Source organism: Porphyromonas sp. KLE 1280 (assembly GCF_000700805.1).
Classification (GTDB): domain Bacteria; phylum Bacteroidota; class Bacteroidia; order Bacteroidales; family Porphyromonadaceae; genus Porphyromonas; species Porphyromonas pasteri.
Genome location: NZ_KL362963.1, coordinates 143,278 through 159,730 on the forward strand (window position 1 = coordinate 143,278; position 16,453 = coordinate 159,730).

Annotated in this window: 25 protein-coding genes; 4 read left to right on the forward strand and 21 right to left on the reverse strand. The window is 54.9% G+C overall.

Annotation, left to right across the window (positions count from 1 at the left end; translation table 11 throughout):
• Window positions 1-317 precede the first annotated feature (317 nt).
• The 4 genes from HMPREF1121_RS04255 to dnaA all read left to right on the forward strand — a co-directional run bounded on the left by HMPREF1121_RS04255 (window position 318) and on the right by dnaA (window position 3,720).
• Window positions 318-794, forward strand: coding sequence for a hypothetical protein (locus HMPREF1121_RS04255; protein WP_044114906.1), 477 nt, complete (start codon window positions 318-320; stop codon window positions 792-794).
• Window positions 791-1,276 carry an N-acetylmuramoyl-L-alanine amidase gene (locus HMPREF1121_RS04260; protein WP_044114907.1) on the forward strand — a complete coding sequence of 162 codons (486 nt, stop codon included), beginning with the start codon at window positions 791-793 and terminating at the stop codon, window positions 1,274-1,276. The genes HMPREF1121_RS04255 and HMPREF1121_RS04260 overlap by 4 nt, the downstream gene beginning before the upstream one ends.
• Window positions 1,263-1,460, forward strand: coding sequence for a hypothetical protein (locus HMPREF1121_RS04265; protein WP_009432862.1), 198 nt, complete (start codon window positions 1,263-1,265; stop codon window positions 1,458-1,460). Before HMPREF1121_RS04260 ends, HMPREF1121_RS04265 begins: the two co-directional genes overlap by 14 nt.
• A gap of 889 nt (window positions 1,461-2,349) precedes the next feature.
• Entirely contained in the window at window positions 2,350-3,720 is a 1,371-nt protein-coding gene (gene dnaA, locus HMPREF1121_RS04270) for a chromosomal replication initiator protein DnaA (RefSeq protein WP_044115144.1), read from the forward strand.
• Window positions 3,721-3,891: 171 nt separating this feature from the next.
• On the opposite strand, the gene HMPREF1121_RS08805 is transcribed toward dnaA, so the two are convergent.
• The 21 genes from HMPREF1121_RS08805 to HMPREF1121_RS04370 all read right to left on the reverse strand — a co-directional run bounded on the left by HMPREF1121_RS08805 (window position 3,892) and on the right by HMPREF1121_RS04370 (window position 16,343).
• Complete coding sequence (locus HMPREF1121_RS08805) at window positions 3,892-4,092, reverse strand: hypothetical protein (RefSeq protein WP_156946049.1); 201 nt, start codon at window positions 4,090-4,092, stop codon at window positions 3,892-3,894.
• 312 nt (window positions 4,093-4,404) lie between these two features.
• A complete protein-coding gene (rpsN, locus tag HMPREF1121_RS04275; protein WP_021667372.1) occupies window positions 4,405-4,674 on the reverse strand; it encodes a 30S ribosomal protein S14 in 270 nt (89 codons plus the stop codon).
• 5 nt (window positions 4,675-4,679) lie between these two features.
• Entirely contained in the window at window positions 4,680-5,240 is a 561-nt protein-coding gene (rplE, locus tag HMPREF1121_RS04280; RefSeq protein ID WP_044114908.1) for a 50S ribosomal protein L5, read from the reverse strand.
• Complete coding sequence (rplX, locus tag HMPREF1121_RS04285; RefSeq protein ID WP_044114909.1) at window positions 5,240-5,560, reverse strand: 50S ribosomal protein L24; 321 nt, start codon at window positions 5,558-5,560, stop codon at window positions 5,240-5,242. Before rplX ends, rplE begins: the two co-directional genes overlap by 1 nt.
• A 21-nt stretch (window positions 5,561-5,581) precedes the next feature.
• On the reverse strand, window positions 5,582-5,947 hold the full coding sequence (rplN, locus tag HMPREF1121_RS04290) for a 50S ribosomal protein L14 (protein WP_009432249.1): 366 nt from the start codon (window positions 5,945-5,947) through the stop codon (window positions 5,582-5,584).
• A gap of 3 nt (window positions 5,948-5,950) precedes the next feature.
• Entirely contained in the window at window positions 5,951-6,208 is a 258-nt protein-coding gene (rpsQ, locus tag HMPREF1121_RS04295) for a 30S ribosomal protein S17 (protein WP_044114910.1), read from the reverse strand.
• 12 nt (window positions 6,209-6,220) lie between these two features.
• A complete protein-coding gene (gene rpmC, locus HMPREF1121_RS04300; RefSeq protein ID WP_009432251.1) occupies window positions 6,221-6,418 on the reverse strand; it encodes a 50S ribosomal protein L29 in 198 nt (65 codons plus the stop codon).
• 8 nt (window positions 6,419-6,426) lie between these two features.
• Window positions 6,427-6,861: a 50S ribosomal protein L16 gene (rplP, locus tag HMPREF1121_RS04305; RefSeq protein ID WP_009432248.1), complete on the reverse strand. Its 435-nt coding sequence runs from the start codon at window positions 6,859-6,861 to the stop codon at window positions 6,427-6,429.
• A gap of 22 nt (window positions 6,862-6,883) precedes the next feature.
• Window positions 6,884-7,633, reverse strand: a complete 750-nt coding sequence (gene rpsC, locus HMPREF1121_RS04310; RefSeq protein WP_009432220.1) for a 30S ribosomal protein S3 — start codon at window positions 7,631-7,633, stop codon at window positions 6,884-6,886.
• A gap of 5 nt (window positions 7,634-7,638) precedes the next feature.
• Window positions 7,639-8,043: a 50S ribosomal protein L22 gene (rplV, locus tag HMPREF1121_RS04315; RefSeq protein WP_009432229.1), complete on the reverse strand. Its 405-nt coding sequence runs from the start codon at window positions 8,041-8,043 to the stop codon at window positions 7,639-7,641.
• Window positions 8,044-8,086: 43 nt separating this feature from the next.
• A complete protein-coding gene (gene rpsS / locus HMPREF1121_RS04320) occupies window positions 8,087-8,356 on the reverse strand; it encodes a 30S ribosomal protein S19 (protein ID WP_009432244.1) in 270 nt (89 codons plus the stop codon).
• 20 nt (window positions 8,357-8,376) lie between these two features.
• Window positions 8,377-9,201: a 50S ribosomal protein L2 gene (rplB, locus tag HMPREF1121_RS04325; RefSeq protein ID WP_044114911.1), complete on the reverse strand. Its 825-nt coding sequence runs from the start codon at window positions 9,199-9,201 to the stop codon at window positions 8,377-8,379.
• 8 nt (window positions 9,202-9,209) lie between these two features.
• Entirely contained in the window at window positions 9,210-9,503 is a 294-nt protein-coding gene (rplW, locus tag HMPREF1121_RS04330) for a 50S ribosomal protein L23 (RefSeq protein ID WP_009432241.1), read from the reverse strand.
• A 19-nt stretch (window positions 9,504-9,522) separates the two neighbouring features.
• A complete protein-coding gene (gene rplD / locus HMPREF1121_RS04335; protein ID WP_044114913.1) occupies window positions 9,523-10,152 on the reverse strand; it encodes a 50S ribosomal protein L4 in 630 nt (209 codons plus the stop codon).
• Window positions 10,153-10,773, reverse strand: a complete 621-nt coding sequence (gene rplC / locus HMPREF1121_RS04340) for a 50S ribosomal protein L3 (RefSeq protein WP_044114914.1) — start codon at window positions 10,771-10,773, stop codon at window positions 10,153-10,155.
• A gap of 19 nt (window positions 10,774-10,792) precedes the next feature.
• Window positions 10,793-11,098, reverse strand: coding sequence for a 30S ribosomal protein S10 (gene rpsJ / locus HMPREF1121_RS04345; protein WP_005468099.1), 306 nt, complete (start codon window positions 11,096-11,098; stop codon window positions 10,793-10,795).
• 19 nt (window positions 11,099-11,117) lie between these two features.
• Window positions 11,118-13,241 carry an elongation factor G gene (gene fusA / locus HMPREF1121_RS04350; RefSeq protein ID WP_044114915.1) on the reverse strand — a complete coding sequence of 708 codons (2,124 nt, stop codon included), beginning with the start codon at window positions 13,239-13,241 and terminating at the stop codon, window positions 11,118-11,120.
• A gap of 15 nt (window positions 13,242-13,256) precedes the next feature.
• A complete protein-coding gene (gene rpsG / locus HMPREF1121_RS04355; protein ID WP_044114916.1) occupies window positions 13,257-13,733 on the reverse strand; it encodes a 30S ribosomal protein S7 in 477 nt (158 codons plus the stop codon).
• A gap of 225 nt (window positions 13,734-13,958) precedes the next feature.
• On the reverse strand, window positions 13,959-14,366 hold the full coding sequence (rpsL, locus tag HMPREF1121_RS04360; protein WP_044114917.1) for a 30S ribosomal protein S12: 408 nt from the start codon (window positions 14,364-14,366) through the stop codon (window positions 13,959-13,961).
• A 264-nt stretch (window positions 14,367-14,630) separates the two neighbouring features.
• Window positions 14,631-15,302: a YiaD family glycine zipper/OmpA-like lipoprotein gene (locus HMPREF1121_RS04365; RefSeq protein WP_044114919.1), complete on the reverse strand. Its 672-nt coding sequence runs from the start codon at window positions 15,300-15,302 to the stop codon at window positions 14,631-14,633.
• Between the two features lie 54 nt (window positions 15,303-15,356).
• The gene (locus tag HMPREF1121_RS04370) at window positions 15,357-16,343 is read right to left on the reverse strand and encodes a dihydroorotate dehydrogenase-like protein (RefSeq protein ID WP_232223733.1); all 987 of its coding nucleotides are present in this window, start codon (window positions 16,341-16,343) and stop codon (window positions 15,357-15,359) included.
• Window positions 16,344-16,453 lie beyond the last annotated feature (110 nt).

The following is a 16,453-nucleotide window of genomic DNA, read 5'->3' on the forward strand; positions in this document are numbered from 1 at the left end:
TAATATATACTATACCCTCCTGCACACCCCTTCACGGCTCCCTCCGCTACCTTCCCAGCACGACTGAGTGCCTTCATAGGGACTGCACACCACGCACACGCCACTCACCATCCTACCAGAGTCAGGCGATGCACCGCCTCTCTCGCCCTCATCCGCCACGCACACCACCGAGGGAGAACGCAGGTACGAGCCATCACCGACGAAGACGACCAATAAAGACCGCCACCCCTACCACGCCCTACTACCTTTGTATCGCTCCCCCAAGGTAGGCGGAGCGCCCCCTGAGAGGGGCTGTATTCCTCTTTATTGATTGACTTATGTACACCACCATTCCGCAGCCGGGACTCCTCACCTTAGCCCTCCTCATCGGGCTCTACGGCTGTGCTTCACACCACCGCACGACACGCGAGAGCACGACCGAGGGCCACACCACGAGCGACCTACAGCGCACCCTGCACACCACCCAGCAGGAGCACGCCCTCGATACCCTCACGCTGGACCTCACCGAGGTTGTGCAGCTCCTCCCTCCGCACACTGATACTACCGCCTCCTCCAAGGCGAAGGGCGCAGGCTGGATAGCGCACTATCACCTCCGACAGATCGGGCGGCATCAGGCGACTACCACGGGCGCTCTACGGGAGGCAGATAGCCTTCACTCCACGACCCAGGCGAGCGGAAAGACCATCACGTCGTACAAGGCACCAGCGAGCCCCTTACGCCCCTTCGCCCTCGGCGTCACCCTCCCTCTCCTTCTCGGAGCCATCTACCTTACTTATAGGAGGACCAAGCGATGAGACCCACCGACATCCGCTACATCGTCGTGCACTGCAGTGCCACGCGCGCCAGCCAATCCTATTCGCCCGAAGCCCTGGAGCGTGACCATCGTGCCCGTGGCTTCCGCTCGGCAGGCTATCACTTCTACATCCGTCGCTCGGGTGCTATCATTCCTCTGCGCCCGCTTGAGCAGATAGGTGCCCACGCACGAGGCTACAACCGCTCAAGCTACGGCGTCTGCTACGAGGGTGGCTTAGATGAGGCGGGCCGTCCTGCCGATACCCGCACCGCCGAGCAGCGTACGGCCCTCCGTCAGCTCCTTGAGCACCTCCACACACTCGCCCCACAAGCTACCATCCTCGGCCATCGTGACCTCAGCCCCGACCGCAACGGCGACGGCCGTATCACGCCCGACGAATGGATCAAGCTATGCCCCTGCTTCGATGCCCAGAGGGAATACCACGACATCTCCATCAGCCCAATAAGCCATGCAACCGAATAAATCCAAGGCGACACTCCAGCTCGTCATCGCCACCCTGCTCAGCCTCTTCGGCATGCTCCTCCTCGGTGCAGCCTTCGTCACCGCCCCACCTGGGGAGATTCACTCCAGCGTCCTCATTGCCTATGGCGAAGTGATGACCTTCGCCGGCGCTCTCTTCGGCATCGACTACCACTACCGGCGGTAGTCGATGCCCGCGCCTCGCCACCTGCGTCACCCTGCACCGCACCCTCCCCATCGCCATACCACCCGCATCACCTCTCCCCTCCTCCCCAGCATACGCTACCCGCTCACCACGCTCTACCGGATCGACATACTCGACCGCTACATACGCACCTCACCACGCCCTACCTCCTCCCCTCCACACTCGACCTCTATATATGCACCTCTCACCCGCCTCCTACCGCACATTGTGATCCCATCCTCAGCACCTCTCTGCCACCCTTCCGCACACAACTTCCCACCCTCTTCGCGCACGCACTCACCCCATCCTCAGCACCTCGCAGCCATCCTTCTACACTCCTTCCCACTCCTCCTCTGCGCACCCTCCGCGCCCTCTTCCGCGGAAAAGTTTGCACTCCCCCGCCTAAAGCAAGCAGTAACCCACCTGTGGAAATCTTTTGTTCCAAAAGAAGAAGAAGACTTATCCTCAACATCTTACCCCGACAACATCGTGTGGATAACTCTGTGAGTAGCTCTGTGCATAGCGAAGAGAAGGCTTGATTTATAAGCGCTTAGGAGGACATCGCAGAAGCTCCTTCTGCGGGAAGGTGGTAATCGCTTGAGAACAAAACCCATAGAATTAGTATGAGAAAAGCAAGACTCAAGGCCGTTTTTTTTTCTCCGCACTTTTGCCAAACTTTGCACCAGATAAGAGGTCACACAAGACACCCCCTATACCACACTATACGGCTAATGTATAGCACATTAAGGGTAAAACCACCTTGTGGATAACCTCCTTACCCCATAGCAACTGAGGCTCAGCAGCACGAGCGCCTATCACCGCGCCCGATGCCCCCGCTTGGCTCCTAAATATAGTAATGCCCTTGGTCCACGACTACGCAAGGCAACCCCTCATGCAAACGACAACTCCTCCTTCTTCAGGGGAGCAGCTCTGGAAGCAATGCCTCCAGATCATAGCCGGCTCCTGTGACCCCCAGACGCTCCAGCGCTGGTTCGCCCCCATCCGCCCGCTCGGCATCGAGACGCGCGAGGATGAGCAGGGGCGTTTCGAAGCGCTCGTGCTCGAGGTCCCTTCGAAGGCATTCTACGAGGAACTCGTACGCACCTATGAGACCCTACTCGTACGAGCTCAGAGCGAGATCCTCTCTCCTCAGGGCCTCGAGATCTACCTCACCCCCGCTCAGACGGCTCAGCCTGCACCTCAGCCTAAGCTGGCGCGCACACAAGACTATACGTCTCACCTCAGTGCCGACCTCCGCTTTGAGACCTTCTACGAGAGTGCTTGTAACCGCGAGGCCCTGCGCATCGCTGAAGCTACGGCCGCACGCCCTGGGCAGGCTCCGCTGAACTTCATCTTCATCTATGGCCCCAGTGGCGTAGGGAAGACCCACCTCTCGCAGGCTATTGGGCAGCGCGCTATGGAGCTCCACCCCACGATGCGTGTCTGCTACGTGTCAAGCTCGAAGTTCGAAGCGCAGTTCGTCCGTGACAGCCTGATGCGCGGTCCCGAGCGTGGTATGTTCGTAGACTTCTACCAGCAGATGGATATGCTCATCATTGACGATATCCAGGGGCTCATCGGTAAGACTAAGACACAGCAGGCGTTCTTCGATATCTTCAATCACCTCTACCTCCTCGGCAAGCAGATCATCGTCACCTGCGACGTCCCTCCTGTGGACCTCAAGGGGATGGAGACGCGTATCATGACGCGTATCCAGAGCGCGATGATGCTACGCATTGACCGCCCCGACCTAGAGCTTCGCCGCAAGATCCTCCAGCGCCGTGTCGCCGACAGCGGAGTCGAGCTCGGAGAAGAGTGCGTGGAGTTCATCGCCGAGAGCATGCAGGACAACGTCCGTCAGCTCGAGGGGGCTATCCGTACGATCATCACGCACTCGCAGTTCTCCGATCATGGTGCAGTAGACCTCGAGGCCACGCGCCGTATCGTCGGGGGTACCGTCTCCATCGAGCGCCGTGAGGTGACACCCGAGTCCATCCTCGATACCGTCTGCTCCGTCTTCGGCGTCGAGAAGGCACAGCTCCGCACACCCTCACGTAAGGCCGTCCTTGCCCTGCCCCGCCAGGTCACGATGTACCTCGTGAAGAAGCACACCAGCGCGTCCTACAATACGATCGCCCAGCTACTGAACCGCAACGACCACACGACGATCATGCACGGCTGCAAGGCTATCGAAGGCCGCCTCTCCCTCGAGCCCGCTCTCAAGGAGCGCATCGAGCAGGTCGAAGCTACCCTCTTCGCTTAAAGCACACACCTATTATAAAAGCAGCGGCCCCCACCTCAATCGTGAGGTGGGGGCCGCTGCTTTTTTGCCTTCAACGACAGGCGTCCGGCTTACTTCAGCACGTGGTAGCCGATGAGATCCTGTAGCTTGACGACAAGCCAAGCGATCCCAAGGCTAATGAAGGCGGAAGGTTTAGCGCCGGGAGGGGGTGCAGACACCACAGCGACCGCCGCCCTTGGCACAATGCTGGCAGTAACGGCAATTCTTACAAGCGGTACAGTACTTCTTACCCGTGCAGCGACCGCCTTCGGTAGCATGCGAAGAGGTGCAGGAGAGAGACGAAGCAGCAAGGAGGGAGAAGGTGAATAGAGAGAGGAGTAATCGACGATTCATAAAGAGGAGTAGGGCTAAGCACTATAGCCCCAGGAGGCGGAGCTATAGTGTGGGGAGAGGAAAGCTATACTGGTCACTGGGCATTCCTATATAGAAACGAGCGTGAACCAATACTGCTCCGAAGATGAACCAATAGTGGTCCGACGACGAAGCTATATAGCTTCATTCCACTATGCAGTAGTACTTCTGAGGCACCACGCCCATGGTGATGCCACAGAGAAGCGGAGAAAGGGTTTCGGGAAAAGAGAAGAAGGAGACTATACCACGGGATGGTGGTACAGTCTCCTTCCTTAGGGTTGGATAGCTAAGTGCTTACCAGCTGGCCTTCTTCACCCCAGGGATGAGACCGGCAGAAGCCATCTCACGGAACTGGATACGAGAGATGCCGAACTGGCGCATATAGCCCTTGGGACGACCCGTCATGCTGCAGCGGTTGTGCAGACGTACGGGAGAAGCGTTCTTAGGCAGAGCCTGAAGTGCTTCGTAGTTCCCTTCGGCCTTGAGCTGAGCACGCTTGGCAGCATACTTAGCGACGAGCTTTGCACGCTTTACTTCGCGTGCCTTCATTGATTCCTTTGCCATAGTATTTAGTTGCCTTTCTTAGCGTTCTTGAATGGGAGGCCGAACTCCTTGAGGAGTGCGTAACCTTCTTCGTCAGTCTGAGCCGAGGTAACGAACGTGATGTTCATACCGAGGATCTTGGTGATGCCGTCGAGGTTGATCTCAGGGAAGATGATCTGCTCGCTGATACCGAGGGTATAGTTACCACGGCCATCAAACTTGCTTTCGATCCCCTTGAAGTCACGGATACGGGGCAGCGCGATACGGATCAGACGCTCGAGGAACTCGTACATCTGCTCGCGGCGCAGGGTAACCATAACACCGATAGGCATCTTCTTACGAAGCTTGAAGTTAGAGATGTCCTTCTTCGAAACCGTAGCAACAGCCTTCTGACCGGTGATGGCAGAGAGTTCTGCGATAGCTACGTCGATGATCTTCTTATCAGCCGTAGCCATACCGAGGCCCTGGTTGATGACGATCTTCTTCAGGACGGGCACCTGCATGCGAGACTGATAACCGAACTGCTCGATGAGGGCGGGAACGATGCGTTCCTTATATTCGTTCTTAAGACTTGCAGTATTGCTCATTACTTAATCTCCTCTCCTGACTTTTTGGAATAACGTACGAGCTTCCCTTCGTCGTTGAGACGACGACCGACACGCGTAGCCTTACCCGTCTTAGGATCGACGAGGTTGAGCTTAGCGATATGGATAGGAGCTTCCTTCTTCTCGATCCCTCCCTGAGGGTTCTTTGCGCTGGGCTTAGCGTGCTTAGCGACGATGGCTACGCCTTCGACGATAGCGCGCTGCTTGTCTACGAGGACTTCAAGCACACGGCCCGTCTTCCCCTTATCTACACCGCTGAGGACGACGACCTGGTCGCCCTTCTTGATATGTAACTTACTCATTTCTTCTTTCGTCTTTAAGGGTTAGAGGACTTCAGGCGCGAGAGAAACGATCTTCATATTCACGGCACGCAGCTCACGAGCTACAGGGCCGAAGATACGGCTACCACGCATATCGCCAGCAGCATTGAGCAGGACGCAAGCGTTGTCATCGAAGCGGATGTAGGAGCCGTCGGGACGACGAACTTCCTTCTTCGTGCGGACGATGATTGCCTTAGATACGACACCCTTCTTCAGGTCAGAAGAGGGGATGACGCTCTTGACAGCAACGACGATGATATCACCGACAGAGGCATAGCGACGGCGCGTACCGCCGAGGACGCGGATACAGAGGGCTTCCTTTGCACCGCTATTGTCTGCTACTACGAGTCTTGATTCTTGCTGGATCATATACTACTTAGCTCTTTCGATAATATTGACTAATCTCCATCTCTTGGTACGGCTCAAAGGGCGAGTCTCCATGATACGGACCGTATCACCGATGTTGCACTCGTTCTTCTCGTCGTGAGCATGGTACTTCTTCGTCTTGTTGACGAACTTACCATAGATAGGGTGCTTTTCCTTCCACTTGACAGCGACCGTAATGGTCTTGTCCATCTTATTGGAAGAAACGACGCCTACACGTTCTTTTCTTAATCTTCTCTGTTCCATCGGGAGGACACATTAATTGTTGTTGAGTTCGCGCTCACGAAGGATGGTCTTCATCTGAGCGATCGTGCGGCGCATGCGGCGGATCTCAGCAGGGTTGTCTGCGGGGGTCACTGCATGGTCGATGCACTTCTTGTTGTAAGCTGCCTCTTCGGCTACTACACGCTCCTGTAGCTCAGGCGTAGTGAGCGCCTTGATCTCTGCTAATTTCATCTCTTCTATTACAGGTTAGTGTTAGACATATCGTAGTCGCGGCGGACGACGAACTTCGTCGTCACGGGGAGCTTCTGTGCAGCCAGGCGGAGAGCTTCCTTAGCGATCTCGAAGGATACCCCTTCGATTTCGAAGAGCATACGGCCTGGAGTTACGTTAGCCACGAAGCCTTCGGGCGAACCCTTACCCTTACCCATTCGGACGTCGGCAGGCTTCTTGGTGATAGGCTTATCGGGGAAGATACGTACCCATACCTGACCCTGACGCTGCATATAGCGAGTCACAGCGATACGAGCGGCCTCGATCTGACGACCGGTGATCCAGCGCGTACCCAGAGACTTGATCCCGAAAGAACCGAAGGCGAGCTGGTTGCCACGCTGGGCGTTACCCTTAGCGCGACCCTTCTGGACTCTTCTAAACTTAGTTTTCTTAGGTTGTAACATTGCTGTCTTCTGTTCTTATACGTTAGCGATTACCCCCACGTCTGCCACCACGAGCATCACGACGGCCATCACGACGTTCGCGACCGCCTTCACGGCGACCACCATGTCCTGGCTGAGGGTTGGTGAACGAAGGAGCGAGGTCACGCTTGCCGTAGACTTCACCCTTGCAGATCCACACCTTGATACCAAGGATACCGACCTTCGTCAGAGCTTCAGCCTGAGCGTAGTCAATGTCTGCACGAAGCGTGTGCAGAGGCGTACGGCCTTCCTTGTACATCTCGGAGCGAGCGATTTCTGCACCATTCAGACGACCAGAGATCTGTACCTTGATCCCTTCTGCCCCACCACGCATAGCAGCGCCAATGGCACCCTTGACTGCGCGACGGTAAGCAATCTTCCCTTCGAGCTGACGAGCGATGTTGTCAGCGACAATCGCAGCATCGATATCTGGACGACGAACTTCAAAGATGTTGATCTGAACATCCTTGTTGGTGATCTTCTTGAGCTCTTCCTTAAGCGTGTCTACATCCTGACCGCCCTTACCGATCACGATACCGGGGCGAGCCGTGCAGATCGTGATAGTGACGTGCTTGAGAGCACGCTCGATGACGATACGAGAGACACTTGCCTTAGCCAGACGGACGCTCAGGTAGCGACGCAGACGGCTATCTTCAAGAAGCTTGTCACCGTACTTACGACCGCCATACCAGTTGGAATCCCATCCACGGATGTATCCCAAACGATTGCTTATAGGATTAATCTTTTGTCCCATCTGGTTTAGTTCTCTTTATTGGTTATTGAATCGACAAAGATCGTGACGTGGTTCGAACGCTTACGGATACGGTAGCCACGACCCTGAGGGGCGGGGCGCATACGCTTGAGCGTAGCAGCACCATCGACGAAGATGCGGGAGATATAGAGCTCACCGTCTTCGGCCTTGCGTCCGTTCTTCTCTTCCCAGTTAGCGATAGCTGAGCGGAGGAGCTTCTCCACGCGAGCAGCGGCTTCCTTGTTAGAGAACTTGAGTACCCCAAGAGCACGACCTACTTCCATGCCACGCACGAGGTCAGCTACGAGGCGCATCTTACGAGGCGACGTAGGGACGTTGCGGAGCGCGGCGAAGTACGTAGACTTCAGGGCTTGCTTTCTTTCTTCGGCTGATATTTTCTTTCTTGCACCCATTGTTTCTTTTCTTACTTAAAGGTCTGAATTACTTCCAGCCGAATTACTTCTTCTTATTACCGCCGTGACCACGGAAGGTACGCGTGGGAGAGAACTCCCCGAGCTTGTGACCTACCATGTTTTCGGTGATGAAGACGGGGATGAACTTATTCCCGTTGTGTACGGCAATCGTATGACCGACGAAGTCAGGGCTGATCATCGAGGCGCGAGCCCAAGTCTTGATGACGACCTTCTTGCCAGATTCATTCATCGCCAAGACCTTCTTCTCGAGCTTCAGGTTGATATATGGACCTTTCTTTAATGAACGACTCATAATTCTTTTTGATTAATCAGTTACTTCTTACGTCTCTCGATGATGTACTTAGACGAGTGCTTCTTAGGAGCACGAGTCTTGAGACCCTTAGCGTAGAGACCCGTACGTGAGCGTGGGTGACCACCAGAAGCGCGGCCTTCACCACCACCCATTGGGTGATCGACAGGGTTCATGACGACACCACGGTTGTGAGGACGACGGCCGAGCCAGCGGCTGCGACCGGCCTTACCGGAGCGCTCGAGAGCGTGGTCGGAGTTGCCTACGGCACCGATGGTAGCCTTACAAGCGGAGAGGATACGGCGCGTCTCGCCCGAAGGCATCTTGATGACGGCGTAGAGACCTTCGCGAGAAGTAAGCTGAGCGAAGACGCCGGCAGAGCGGACCATCTTAGCGCCCTGACCTGGACGAAGCTCGATGTTGTGAATGATCGTACCGACAGGGATGTTAGCCAGTGGGAGGCTGTTCCCTACCTCAGGCGCAGCTTCTGCACCTGACATCACTTTCTGACCTACCTGCAGGCCGTTGGGAGCGAGGATATAAGCCTTCGCACCATCAGCGTAGTACAGCAGAGCGATGCGAGCTGTACGATTGGGATCGTACTCGATGCTCTTGACCGTAGCAGGGATACCGTCCTTATTTCTCTTGAAGTCGATGAGACGAAGCTTCTGCTTGTGACCACCACCGATGTAGCGCATGGTCATCTTACCGGTGTTGTTACGACCACCGGACTTCTTCTTACCTACGACAAGGGACTTCTCTGGTGCGCTGGCAGTGATGTTATCGAACGCACCAATAACCTTATGTCTTTGCCCCGGCGTTGTGGGCTTGAGTTTACGTATTGCCATTGTTGAACTTAGATGTTAGCGTAAAAGTCGATGGTCTGACCCTTCTCGAGCGTAACGACAGCCTTCTTAAACGCAGCGACCTTGCCGCGGATGAGTCCACTCTTCGTATAGCGAGCCTTGCGCTTACCGCTATAATTCACGGTGTTTACACTCTCGACCTTTACATTATACAGCGCCTCGATGGCCTTCTTGATCTCGATCTTGTTGGCATCAGGAGAGACACGGAAGACGTAGCGTTCAGCAGTCTTCTCTGTCAGGGCAGTTGTCTTCTCGGTGATAACCGGCTTGATGATAATTCCCATGATTCGTTTCTCCTATTAATTATGCCTTAAACTGTTCGTTGATCACAGCAACAGCAGCCTCGGTGAGGATGAGCTTCTTGCAGTCGAGCACCGAGTAGGTGTTCAGCTGGAAGGCGTTCATCACGCGAGCCGTGCGGAGGTTGCGTGAAGAGAGGACGAGGTTGTCCGAGAGAGCTTCGACGACGAAGAGGGCCTTCTTGTCAGCGACCTGAAGCGCCTTCGACAGAGCGACGAAGTCCTTAGTCTTGGGGGCAGCGAGCTCGAAGTTTTCGACTACGACGATTTCCTGCTTCTGAGCCTTGTAGGTCAGAGCCGAGCGGCGAGCCAGAGCCTTTACCTTCTTGTTGAGCTTGAAGCCATAGTCACGTGGGGTAGGCCCGAAGACGCGAGCACCACCGACGAGTACGGGAGAGTTGATATCCCCACGGCGAGCACCGCCACCGCCCTTCTGGCGGATGAGCTTGCGGGTACTACCCGAGATTTCGCTACGCTCCTTAGACTTGTGCGTACCCTGGCGCTGGTTGGCCAAAAATTGCTTTACGTCTAAGTAGATGGCGTGGTCGTTAGGCTCGATAGCGAAGATAGCATCATCGAGCGTGATCTTACGACCGGTATCTTCTCCCTTGATGTTATATACACTCAGTTCCATTTACTTTTCGATTACAACGATTGAACCTTTAGCACCTGGCACGCTACCCTTGAGGAGAAGGAGGTTGTGCTCGGGCATTACCTTGATCACTTCGAGGTTCTGAACGGTTACACGCTCATTACCCGTCTGGCCCGCCATACGCGTACCCTTGAAGACCTTAGCAGGATACGAACACGCACCTACAGACCCGGGAGCACGAAGACGGTTGTGCTGACCGTGCGTAGCCTGGCCGACACCGCCGAAGCCGTGACGCTTGACTACACCCTGGAATCCCTTACCCTTGGAGGTACCGACGACGTCGACGAATACCGTCCCTTCGAAGAAATTCACGTCGATCACATCACCCAGATTATACTGGCTGCAATCGAACCCCTTGAACTCGGCCAAGTGTCGCTTGGGAGCAACGCCAGCCTTCTGGAAGTGACCCTGAAGAGGCTTGGACGTGTGCTTTTCCTTAGCATCAACGAACCCAAGCTGAAGTGCTTCATAGCCATCCTTTTCCAGAGACTTGATCTGCGTCACCACGCAAGGACCTACTTCAATAACAGTGCATGGGATGTTCTTCCCCTCGGCACTGAACACGGATGTCATTCCGATTTTCTTTCCTAATAAACCTGGCATTTCAGTTTCGTATTAATAATCACACCTTGATTTCTACTTCTACACCGCTGGGGAGCTCGAGCTTCATGAGAGCATCGATCGTCTCAGCCGTGGAGTTGTAGATGTCGATGAGTCGCTTGTAGGAGCTAAGCTCGAACTGCTCGCGGCTCTTCTTGTTGACGAAGGTCGAGCGGTTCACCGTGAAGATACGCTTGTGCGTGGGCAGGGGAATTGGTCCGCTGACTACAGCACCAGAGGCCTTGACGGTCTTGACGATCTTCTCTGCCGACTTGTCGAGCAGGGTGTGATCGTACGACTTCAACTTAATTCTAATCTTTTGGCTCATATCTCTGTTATAGTACTATTTACTTGATGAGATCTACACGGCCGCCTACTTCCTCGAGGACCTGGCGAGCGATAGAAGAGGATACTGCTTCGTAGTGAGAGAAGGTCATCGACGAGGTAGCACGACCGGAAGTGATCGTACGGAGGCTCGTCACGTAACCGAACATCTCTGCCAGAGGCACCTTAGCCTTCACAAGGCGTGCACCCGAAGGAGTGGTGTCCATACCTTCTACCTGACCGCGGCGCTTGTTGAGGTCACCGATCACGTCACCCATGTTTTCTTCAGGCGTATCGACTTCGAGTCTCATGATAGGCTCGAGGAGAACGGGACCTGCCTGAGCAGAAGCGTTCTTGAATGCCTGGATAGCACAGATCTCGAAGGAGAGCTGGTCAGAGTCCACGGGGTGGAACGAACCGTCGAGGAGCGTTACCTTCAGCTTATCCAGCGCATAGCCTGCGAGGACACCGTTGGTCATAGCCTTCTGGAAGCCCTTCTGTACAGAGGGGATGAATTCCTTAGGCACGTTACCGCCCTTGACTTCGTCTACGAACTGCAGATCGCCTTCGAAGCCTTCGTCGGCGGGCTCTACACGGACGATGATGTCAGCGAACTTACCGCGACCACCCGTCTGCTTCTTGTAGACTTCACGGAGCTCAACGGGCTTCGTGATAGCTTCCTTATAAGATACCTGGGGCTTACCCTGGTTAGCTTCGACCTTGAATTCGCGCTTCAGACGGTCGATAATGATCTCCAGGTGGAGCTCACCCATACCGCTGATGACGGTCTGACCGGTCTCTTCGTTGGTCTGCACACGGAAGGTGGGGTCTTCTTCGGCGAGCTTAGCTAGACCGACACCCATCTTATCCATATCCTTCTGCGTCTTAGGCTCGACAGCGATACCGATAACGGGCTCGGGGAAGTCGATAGACTCGAGGATGATAGGAGCTTCTTCGGAGCAGAGCGTGTCACCCGTACGGATATCCTTGAAGCCTACACCAGCACCGATGTCACCGCAGCCGATGACTTCCATGGGGTTCTGCTTGTTGGAGTGCATCTGGAAGAGGCGTGAGATACGCTCCTTCTTGCCCGAGCGGGAGTTGTAGACGTAGGAGCCTGCAGGCAGCTCACCAGCGTATACGCGGAAGAAGCAGAGGCGACCTACATAGGGGTCCGTAGCGATCTTGAATGCCAGAGCCGTCAGAGGCGAGCTGGGGTCTACCTTACGGATGATTTCCTTTTCAGGATCATCGGGGTCGGTACCGATGACTTCGGGGGTATCCATAGGGCTGGGCAGGTAAGCTGCGACAGCGTCAAGGAGGGTCTGGACCCCCTTGTTCTTGAATGAAGAACCGCAGAGCATGGGGTTGATCTTCATCGCGAGCGTACCCTTACGCAGGGCAGCGCGGATCTCGTGTTCGGTGATCGTAGAGGGATCGTCGAAGTACTTCTCCATGAGGACGTCATCGCAGTCAGCGAGCGTCTCGAGCATCTTATCACGCCATTCTTCGGCTTCAGCCTGCAGTTCAGCAGGGATGTCGATCGTGTCGTAGTGAGCACCCATCGTCTCGTCATCCCATACAAGAGCCTTCATCGTGACGAGGTCAACGACACCGCGGAAAGTTTCTTCCTGACCGACGGGGATCTGAATGGGGCAAGGGGTAGCACCGAGGACGGCCTTGATCTGACGTACTACTTCAAAGAAGTTAGCACCGGAGCGGTCCATCTTGTTGACGTAGCACACGCGGGGTACGCGGTACTTGTCAGCCTGACGCCATACGGTCTCACTCTGGGGCTGTACACCACCGACAGCACAGAACGTAGCGACAGCACCATCGAGGATACGGAGCGAGCGCTCTACTTCGACGGTGAAGTCAACGTGCCCTGGGGTGTCGATGAGGTTGATCTTGTACTTGGTGTTGTCGTAGTTCCAGAAGGTAGTCGTAGCAGCGGAGGTAATCGTGATACCACGCTCCTGCTCCTGCTCCATCCAGTCCATCGTAGCACCACCATCGTGTACTTCACCGATCTTGTGGGTCAGACCCGTATAAAAGAGGATACGCTCAGACGTAGTCGTCTTACCGGCATCGATGTGGGCCATGATGCCGATATTTCTCGTGAGCTCTAAGTGTTTGTTGTCAGCCATTGTCTTTTGCTATTCTTAGAATCGGAAGTGAGCAAATGCGCGGTTGGCTTCTGCCATACGGTGCATATCTTCCTTGCGCTTGAAGGCGGCACCTTGGCTATTGAATGCATCCACGATCTCTGCAGCAAGCTTATCTGCCATGGTCTTACCACCACGCTTGCGAGCAAAGAGGATGAGGTTCTTCATGGAGATAGATTCCTTACGCTCGGCGCGGATTTCGGTAGGCACCTGGAAGGTAGCACCACCGATACGGCGGCTCTTGACTTCTACCTGAGGAGTGATGTTGTCGAGGGCAGCCTTCCAGATCTCTAGGGCAGACTTGTCTTCCTGCTGGATCTTCTTGCCTACAATCTCGAGCGCGGTGTAGAAGATATCGAAGGCGATGCTCTTCTTACCGTCGTACATCAGGTGATTAACGAACTTCGTCACCTTAACGTCACCAAATACGGGATCAGGGAGTACCTGTCTCTTTTTGGGTTTAGCTTTTCTCATTGCTTAATGTAAATTGCGTTTCTGTCGATTGGTTGTGCTGTGATCTTACTTCAACGCTCCCGCTGGAGCATTTACTCAACCTTGATAGCCTATCCAACGAACTCAAGAAACTTGGTTCTATTGACTCTTAGCTTGGCGGCCCTATACATTATATATATGTGGCGGGCTCACCAGGTGAGAGCTGCACGAGCTCTCGGGGGTTAGGATTTTTCGCCGGAGGGAGAATTACTTCTTACCCTTTGCTGGAGCAGCTGCCTGACCGGGCTTAGGACGCTTAGCACCATACTTGGAGCGACGCTGCAGACGGCCATTGACACCAGCTGTATCGAGCGAACCACGTACAATGTGATAACGTACCCCTGGGAGGTCCTTTACACGACCACCACGTACCAGCACGATGCTGTGCTCCTGCAGGTTGTGACCTTCACCTGGGATGTAGGCATTGACTTCCTTACCATTCGTCAGGCGGACACGAGCGACCTTACGCATCGCAGAGTTTGGCTTCTTAGGGGTCGTCGTGTACACACGCACACAGACGCCTCGGCGTTGGGGGCAGGAGTCCAGAGCAGGGCTCTTACCCTTCTCGACGAGTGACTCACGTCCCTTTCTAACCAATTGTTGAATAGTTGGCATTTCGTTTCTACTTATGTTTGAATAACTTATCTACTCTTTAGTAGTCGCAGTACACACCACAGGCATATACCACGGGTGCACAAAGGTACACATAATCTGCGAATATACAATACTATACAATTGATTTTGTGGAGGAAGCCCGTAGAGATACGCAGCTATAGCTTGAGTAGAAAAGGCCGAGGGACTTCAGGCAAATTCACCTGAAGTCCCTCGGCAGGGAAAGCGAAGACCAGCGGAGGCCTTCAGCTATGATTAAGCTTGTGCTTAGCGGAGCGTACCGTCCTGAGCAGCCTTCACCATCGCCTTGCTGGGGAGGATGTAGACTTCGACACGGCGGTTTTCGCGACGGCCAGCAGCGGTAGAGTTGTCAGCGACAGGCTCGTAGCTACCCTTACCCTCGACCTTCATACGCGAAGAAGAGACACCCTGACCAGCGAGGAAAGAGCGGACGCTTGCAGCGCGGTTGTAAGAGAGGGGGTTGTTCACGCGGTCCGTACCCGTGTTGTCGGTGTGACCGATGATCATCAGGTCCGTATCGCTGTGCTCAGAGAGGTTAGCAGCGAACTTACGCAGGGTAGCCTGTGACGTAGAGCTCAGCGTAGCCGAACCCGTAGCGAAGAGGATACCGCTATCGAAGGTGACGCGGATAGCCTGACCGTCGTTGACAGACTCGATCTTAGCGTCCTTGACGTCGCGCTCCAGTTCCTTCTTCTGCTTGTCCATCTTCTCACCGATGAGCGTACCAGCCGTACCACCTACGACGCCACCGATGACAGCACCGACAGCAGTATTACCAAGTACACGACCGATACCAGCACCGATAGCAGCACCACCAGCGGCACCACCAGCGGCACCCTTGACAGCGTTGCTTGCACCACAGCTTGAGAGGACGAGTGCGCCAGCCAGGAAGGCTGCCGCGAGAGATTGCTTCTTCATAATTATATACTACTTATTAATTTAATTCTGTTTCGCTGACCGACACCTTTGCTCTTAGTCCTGAGCGGCGCGGGCATTGAAATACTTCATAAACTGAATTCGCTCAAAAAGACTTGGGTCAGCTACGGCTCCGTAGCTCAGACGACCACGTAGCTCCGAGAGACTCTGATAGCCGTGCTCGATCATCCAGTGGCGAAGACCCTTCAGCGCCTCTGCGATAGCAGTGGCGCCCTGCTTATAGACCGCCGTACACATCTGTGCCGTATCGGCACCTGCCAGCAGCACCTTCGTCAGCTCCTCCCAAGTATAGATCCCCGTCGAAGCGGAGATACCCACATTGGGGACGCAGCCACGGATCACGCCCGTGAAGCGGAGCGTCTCGGTAAAGTCACCCTCGTGAGAGAAGACCTCACCACCGATGAGCTGCTCACGATTCAGATCGATGTCGATCTGGTAAGAGCGGTTGAAGAGCGTCACAGCGGCAGCACCTGCAGCACGGAGCTTGTCGACGAGCATCGGCAGATTCGTGTGGTAGCGCGAGAGCTTCACGATGATCGGAAGTCCCTTGCCCGCGAGTGCCGTGACGATGGAGACGTAGTAAGCCTCGATCTCGGCTGGATCTGCGAAGAGCTCCGTCTCGAGGCGCATCACATTGACCTCCAGGGCATCTGCCCCAGCATCGCGAAGACGCTCTGCAAATTCGACCCAGCTACCTGCCTCGGTGCAGTTGATACTGGCGATGACCGGCACAGTGAGCTTAGCCTTCGCCTCGCGCACGATACGTATATAGTCCTCGATAGCTTCGCCCCGCACATAGGAGGAGATATAGTCGTTAGCCTCGGGGTAGTCGTTCTTAGCGACGAGGTGCCCTGTCTGCATCAAGATCTGCTCTTCGAAGAGCGACTTGAGGATGACTGCACCCACGCCAGCCTCTACCAAGGCGCACGTACGATCTACATTGCGGGTAAGCCCAGAGCTCCCAAGGATAAGGGGGCTCTGCAGTGTGAGCCCAGCAAACGAAGTGCTTAAATCGACCATCATAGCAAGTCCGAATTGTGAACAAATATGAACATAGCGTCCAAGCAAAGGTAAGATTATTTCACAAATAAGCGCATACCTTCGTCATATCGGCAGTACATTCCCCCAAAATC

Excerpts from the sequence above, each read along its gene's own strand:
- HMPREF1121_RS04255 (WP_044114906.1), top strand. The coding sequence starts at position 318 with ATGTACACCACCATTCCGCAGCCGGGACTCCTCACCTTAGCCCTCCTC.
- HMPREF1121_RS04260 (WP_044114907.1), top strand. The coding sequence starts at position 791 with ATGAGACCCACCGACATCCGCTACATCGTCGTGCACTGCAGTGCCACG.
- HMPREF1121_RS04265 (WP_009432862.1), top strand. The coding sequence starts at position 1,263 with ATGCAACCGAATAAATCCAAGGCGACACTCCAGCTCGTCATCGCCACC.
- dnaA (WP_044115144.1), top strand. The coding sequence starts at position 2,350 with ATGCAAACGACAACTCCTCCTTCTTCAGGGGAGCAGCTCTGGAAGCAA.
- HMPREF1121_RS08805 (WP_156946049.1), bottom strand. The coding sequence starts at position 4,092 with ATGAATCGTCGATTACTCCTCTCTCTATTCACCTTCTCCCTCCTTGCT.
- rpsN (WP_021667372.1), bottom strand. The coding sequence starts at position 4,674 with ATGGCAAAGGAATCAATGAAGGCACGCGAAGTAAAGCGTGCAAAGCTC.
- rplE (WP_044114908.1), bottom strand. The coding sequence starts at position 5,240 with ATGAGCAATACTGCAAGTCTTAAGAACGAATATAAGGAACGCATCGTT.
- rplX (WP_044114909.1), bottom strand. The coding sequence starts at position 5,560 with ATGAGTAAGTTACATATCAAGAAGGGCGACCAGGTCGTCGTCCTCAGC.
- rplN (WP_009432249.1), bottom strand. The coding sequence starts at position 5,947 with ATGATCCAGCAAGAATCAAGACTCGTAGTAGCAGACAATAGCGGTGCA.
- rpsQ (WP_044114910.1), bottom strand. The coding sequence starts at position 6,208 with ATGGAACAGAGAAGATTAAGAAAAGAACGTGTAGGCGTCGTTTCTTCC.
- rpmC (WP_009432251.1), bottom strand. The coding sequence starts at position 6,418 with ATGAAATTAGCAGAGATCAAGGCGCTCACTACGCCTGAGCTACAGGAG.
- rplP (WP_009432248.1), bottom strand. The coding sequence starts at position 6,861 with ATGTTACAACCTAAGAAAACTAAGTTTAGAAGAGTCCAGAAGGGTCGC.
- rpsC (WP_009432220.1), bottom strand. The coding sequence starts at position 7,633 with ATGGGACAAAAGATTAATCCTATAAGCAATCGTTTGGGATACATCCGT.
- rplV (WP_009432229.1), bottom strand. The coding sequence starts at position 8,043 with ATGGGTGCAAGAAAGAAAATATCAGCCGAAGAAAGAAAGCAAGCCCTG.
- rpsS (WP_009432244.1), bottom strand. The coding sequence starts at position 8,356 with ATGAGTCGTTCATTAAAGAAAGGTCCATATATCAACCTGAAGCTCGAG.
- rplB (WP_044114911.1), bottom strand. The coding sequence starts at position 9,201 with ATGGCAATACGTAAACTCAAGCCCACAACGCCGGGGCAAAGACATAAG.
- rplW (WP_009432241.1), bottom strand. The coding sequence starts at position 9,503 with ATGGGAATTATCATCAAGCCGGTTATCACCGAGAAGACAACTGCCCTG.
- rplD (WP_044114913.1), bottom strand. The coding sequence starts at position 10,152 with ATGGAACTGAGTGTATATAACATCAAGGGAGAAGATACCGGTCGTAAG.
- rplC (WP_044114914.1), bottom strand. The coding sequence starts at position 10,773 with ATGCCAGGTTTATTAGGAAAGAAAATCGGAATGACATCCGTGTTCAGT.
- rpsJ (WP_005468099.1), bottom strand. The coding sequence starts at position 11,098 with ATGAGCCAAAAGATTAGAATTAAGTTGAAGTCGTACGATCACACCCTG.
- fusA (WP_044114915.1), bottom strand. The coding sequence starts at position 13,241 with ATGGCTGACAACAAACACTTAGAGCTCACGAGAAATATCGGCATCATG.
- rpsG (WP_044114916.1), bottom strand. The coding sequence starts at position 13,733 with ATGAGAAAAGCTAAACCCAAAAAGAGACAGGTACTCCCTGATCCCGTA.
- rpsL (WP_044114917.1), bottom strand. The coding sequence starts at position 14,366 with ATGCCAACTATTCAACAATTGGTTAGAAAGGGACGTGAGTCACTCGTC.
- HMPREF1121_RS04365 (WP_044114919.1), bottom strand. The coding sequence starts at position 15,302 with ATGAAGAAGCAATCTCTCGCGGCAGCCTTCCTGGCTGGCGCACTCGTC.
- HMPREF1121_RS04370 (WP_232223733.1), bottom strand. The coding sequence starts at position 16,343 with ATGATGGTCGATTTAAGCACTTCGTTTGCTGGGCTCACACTGCAGAGC.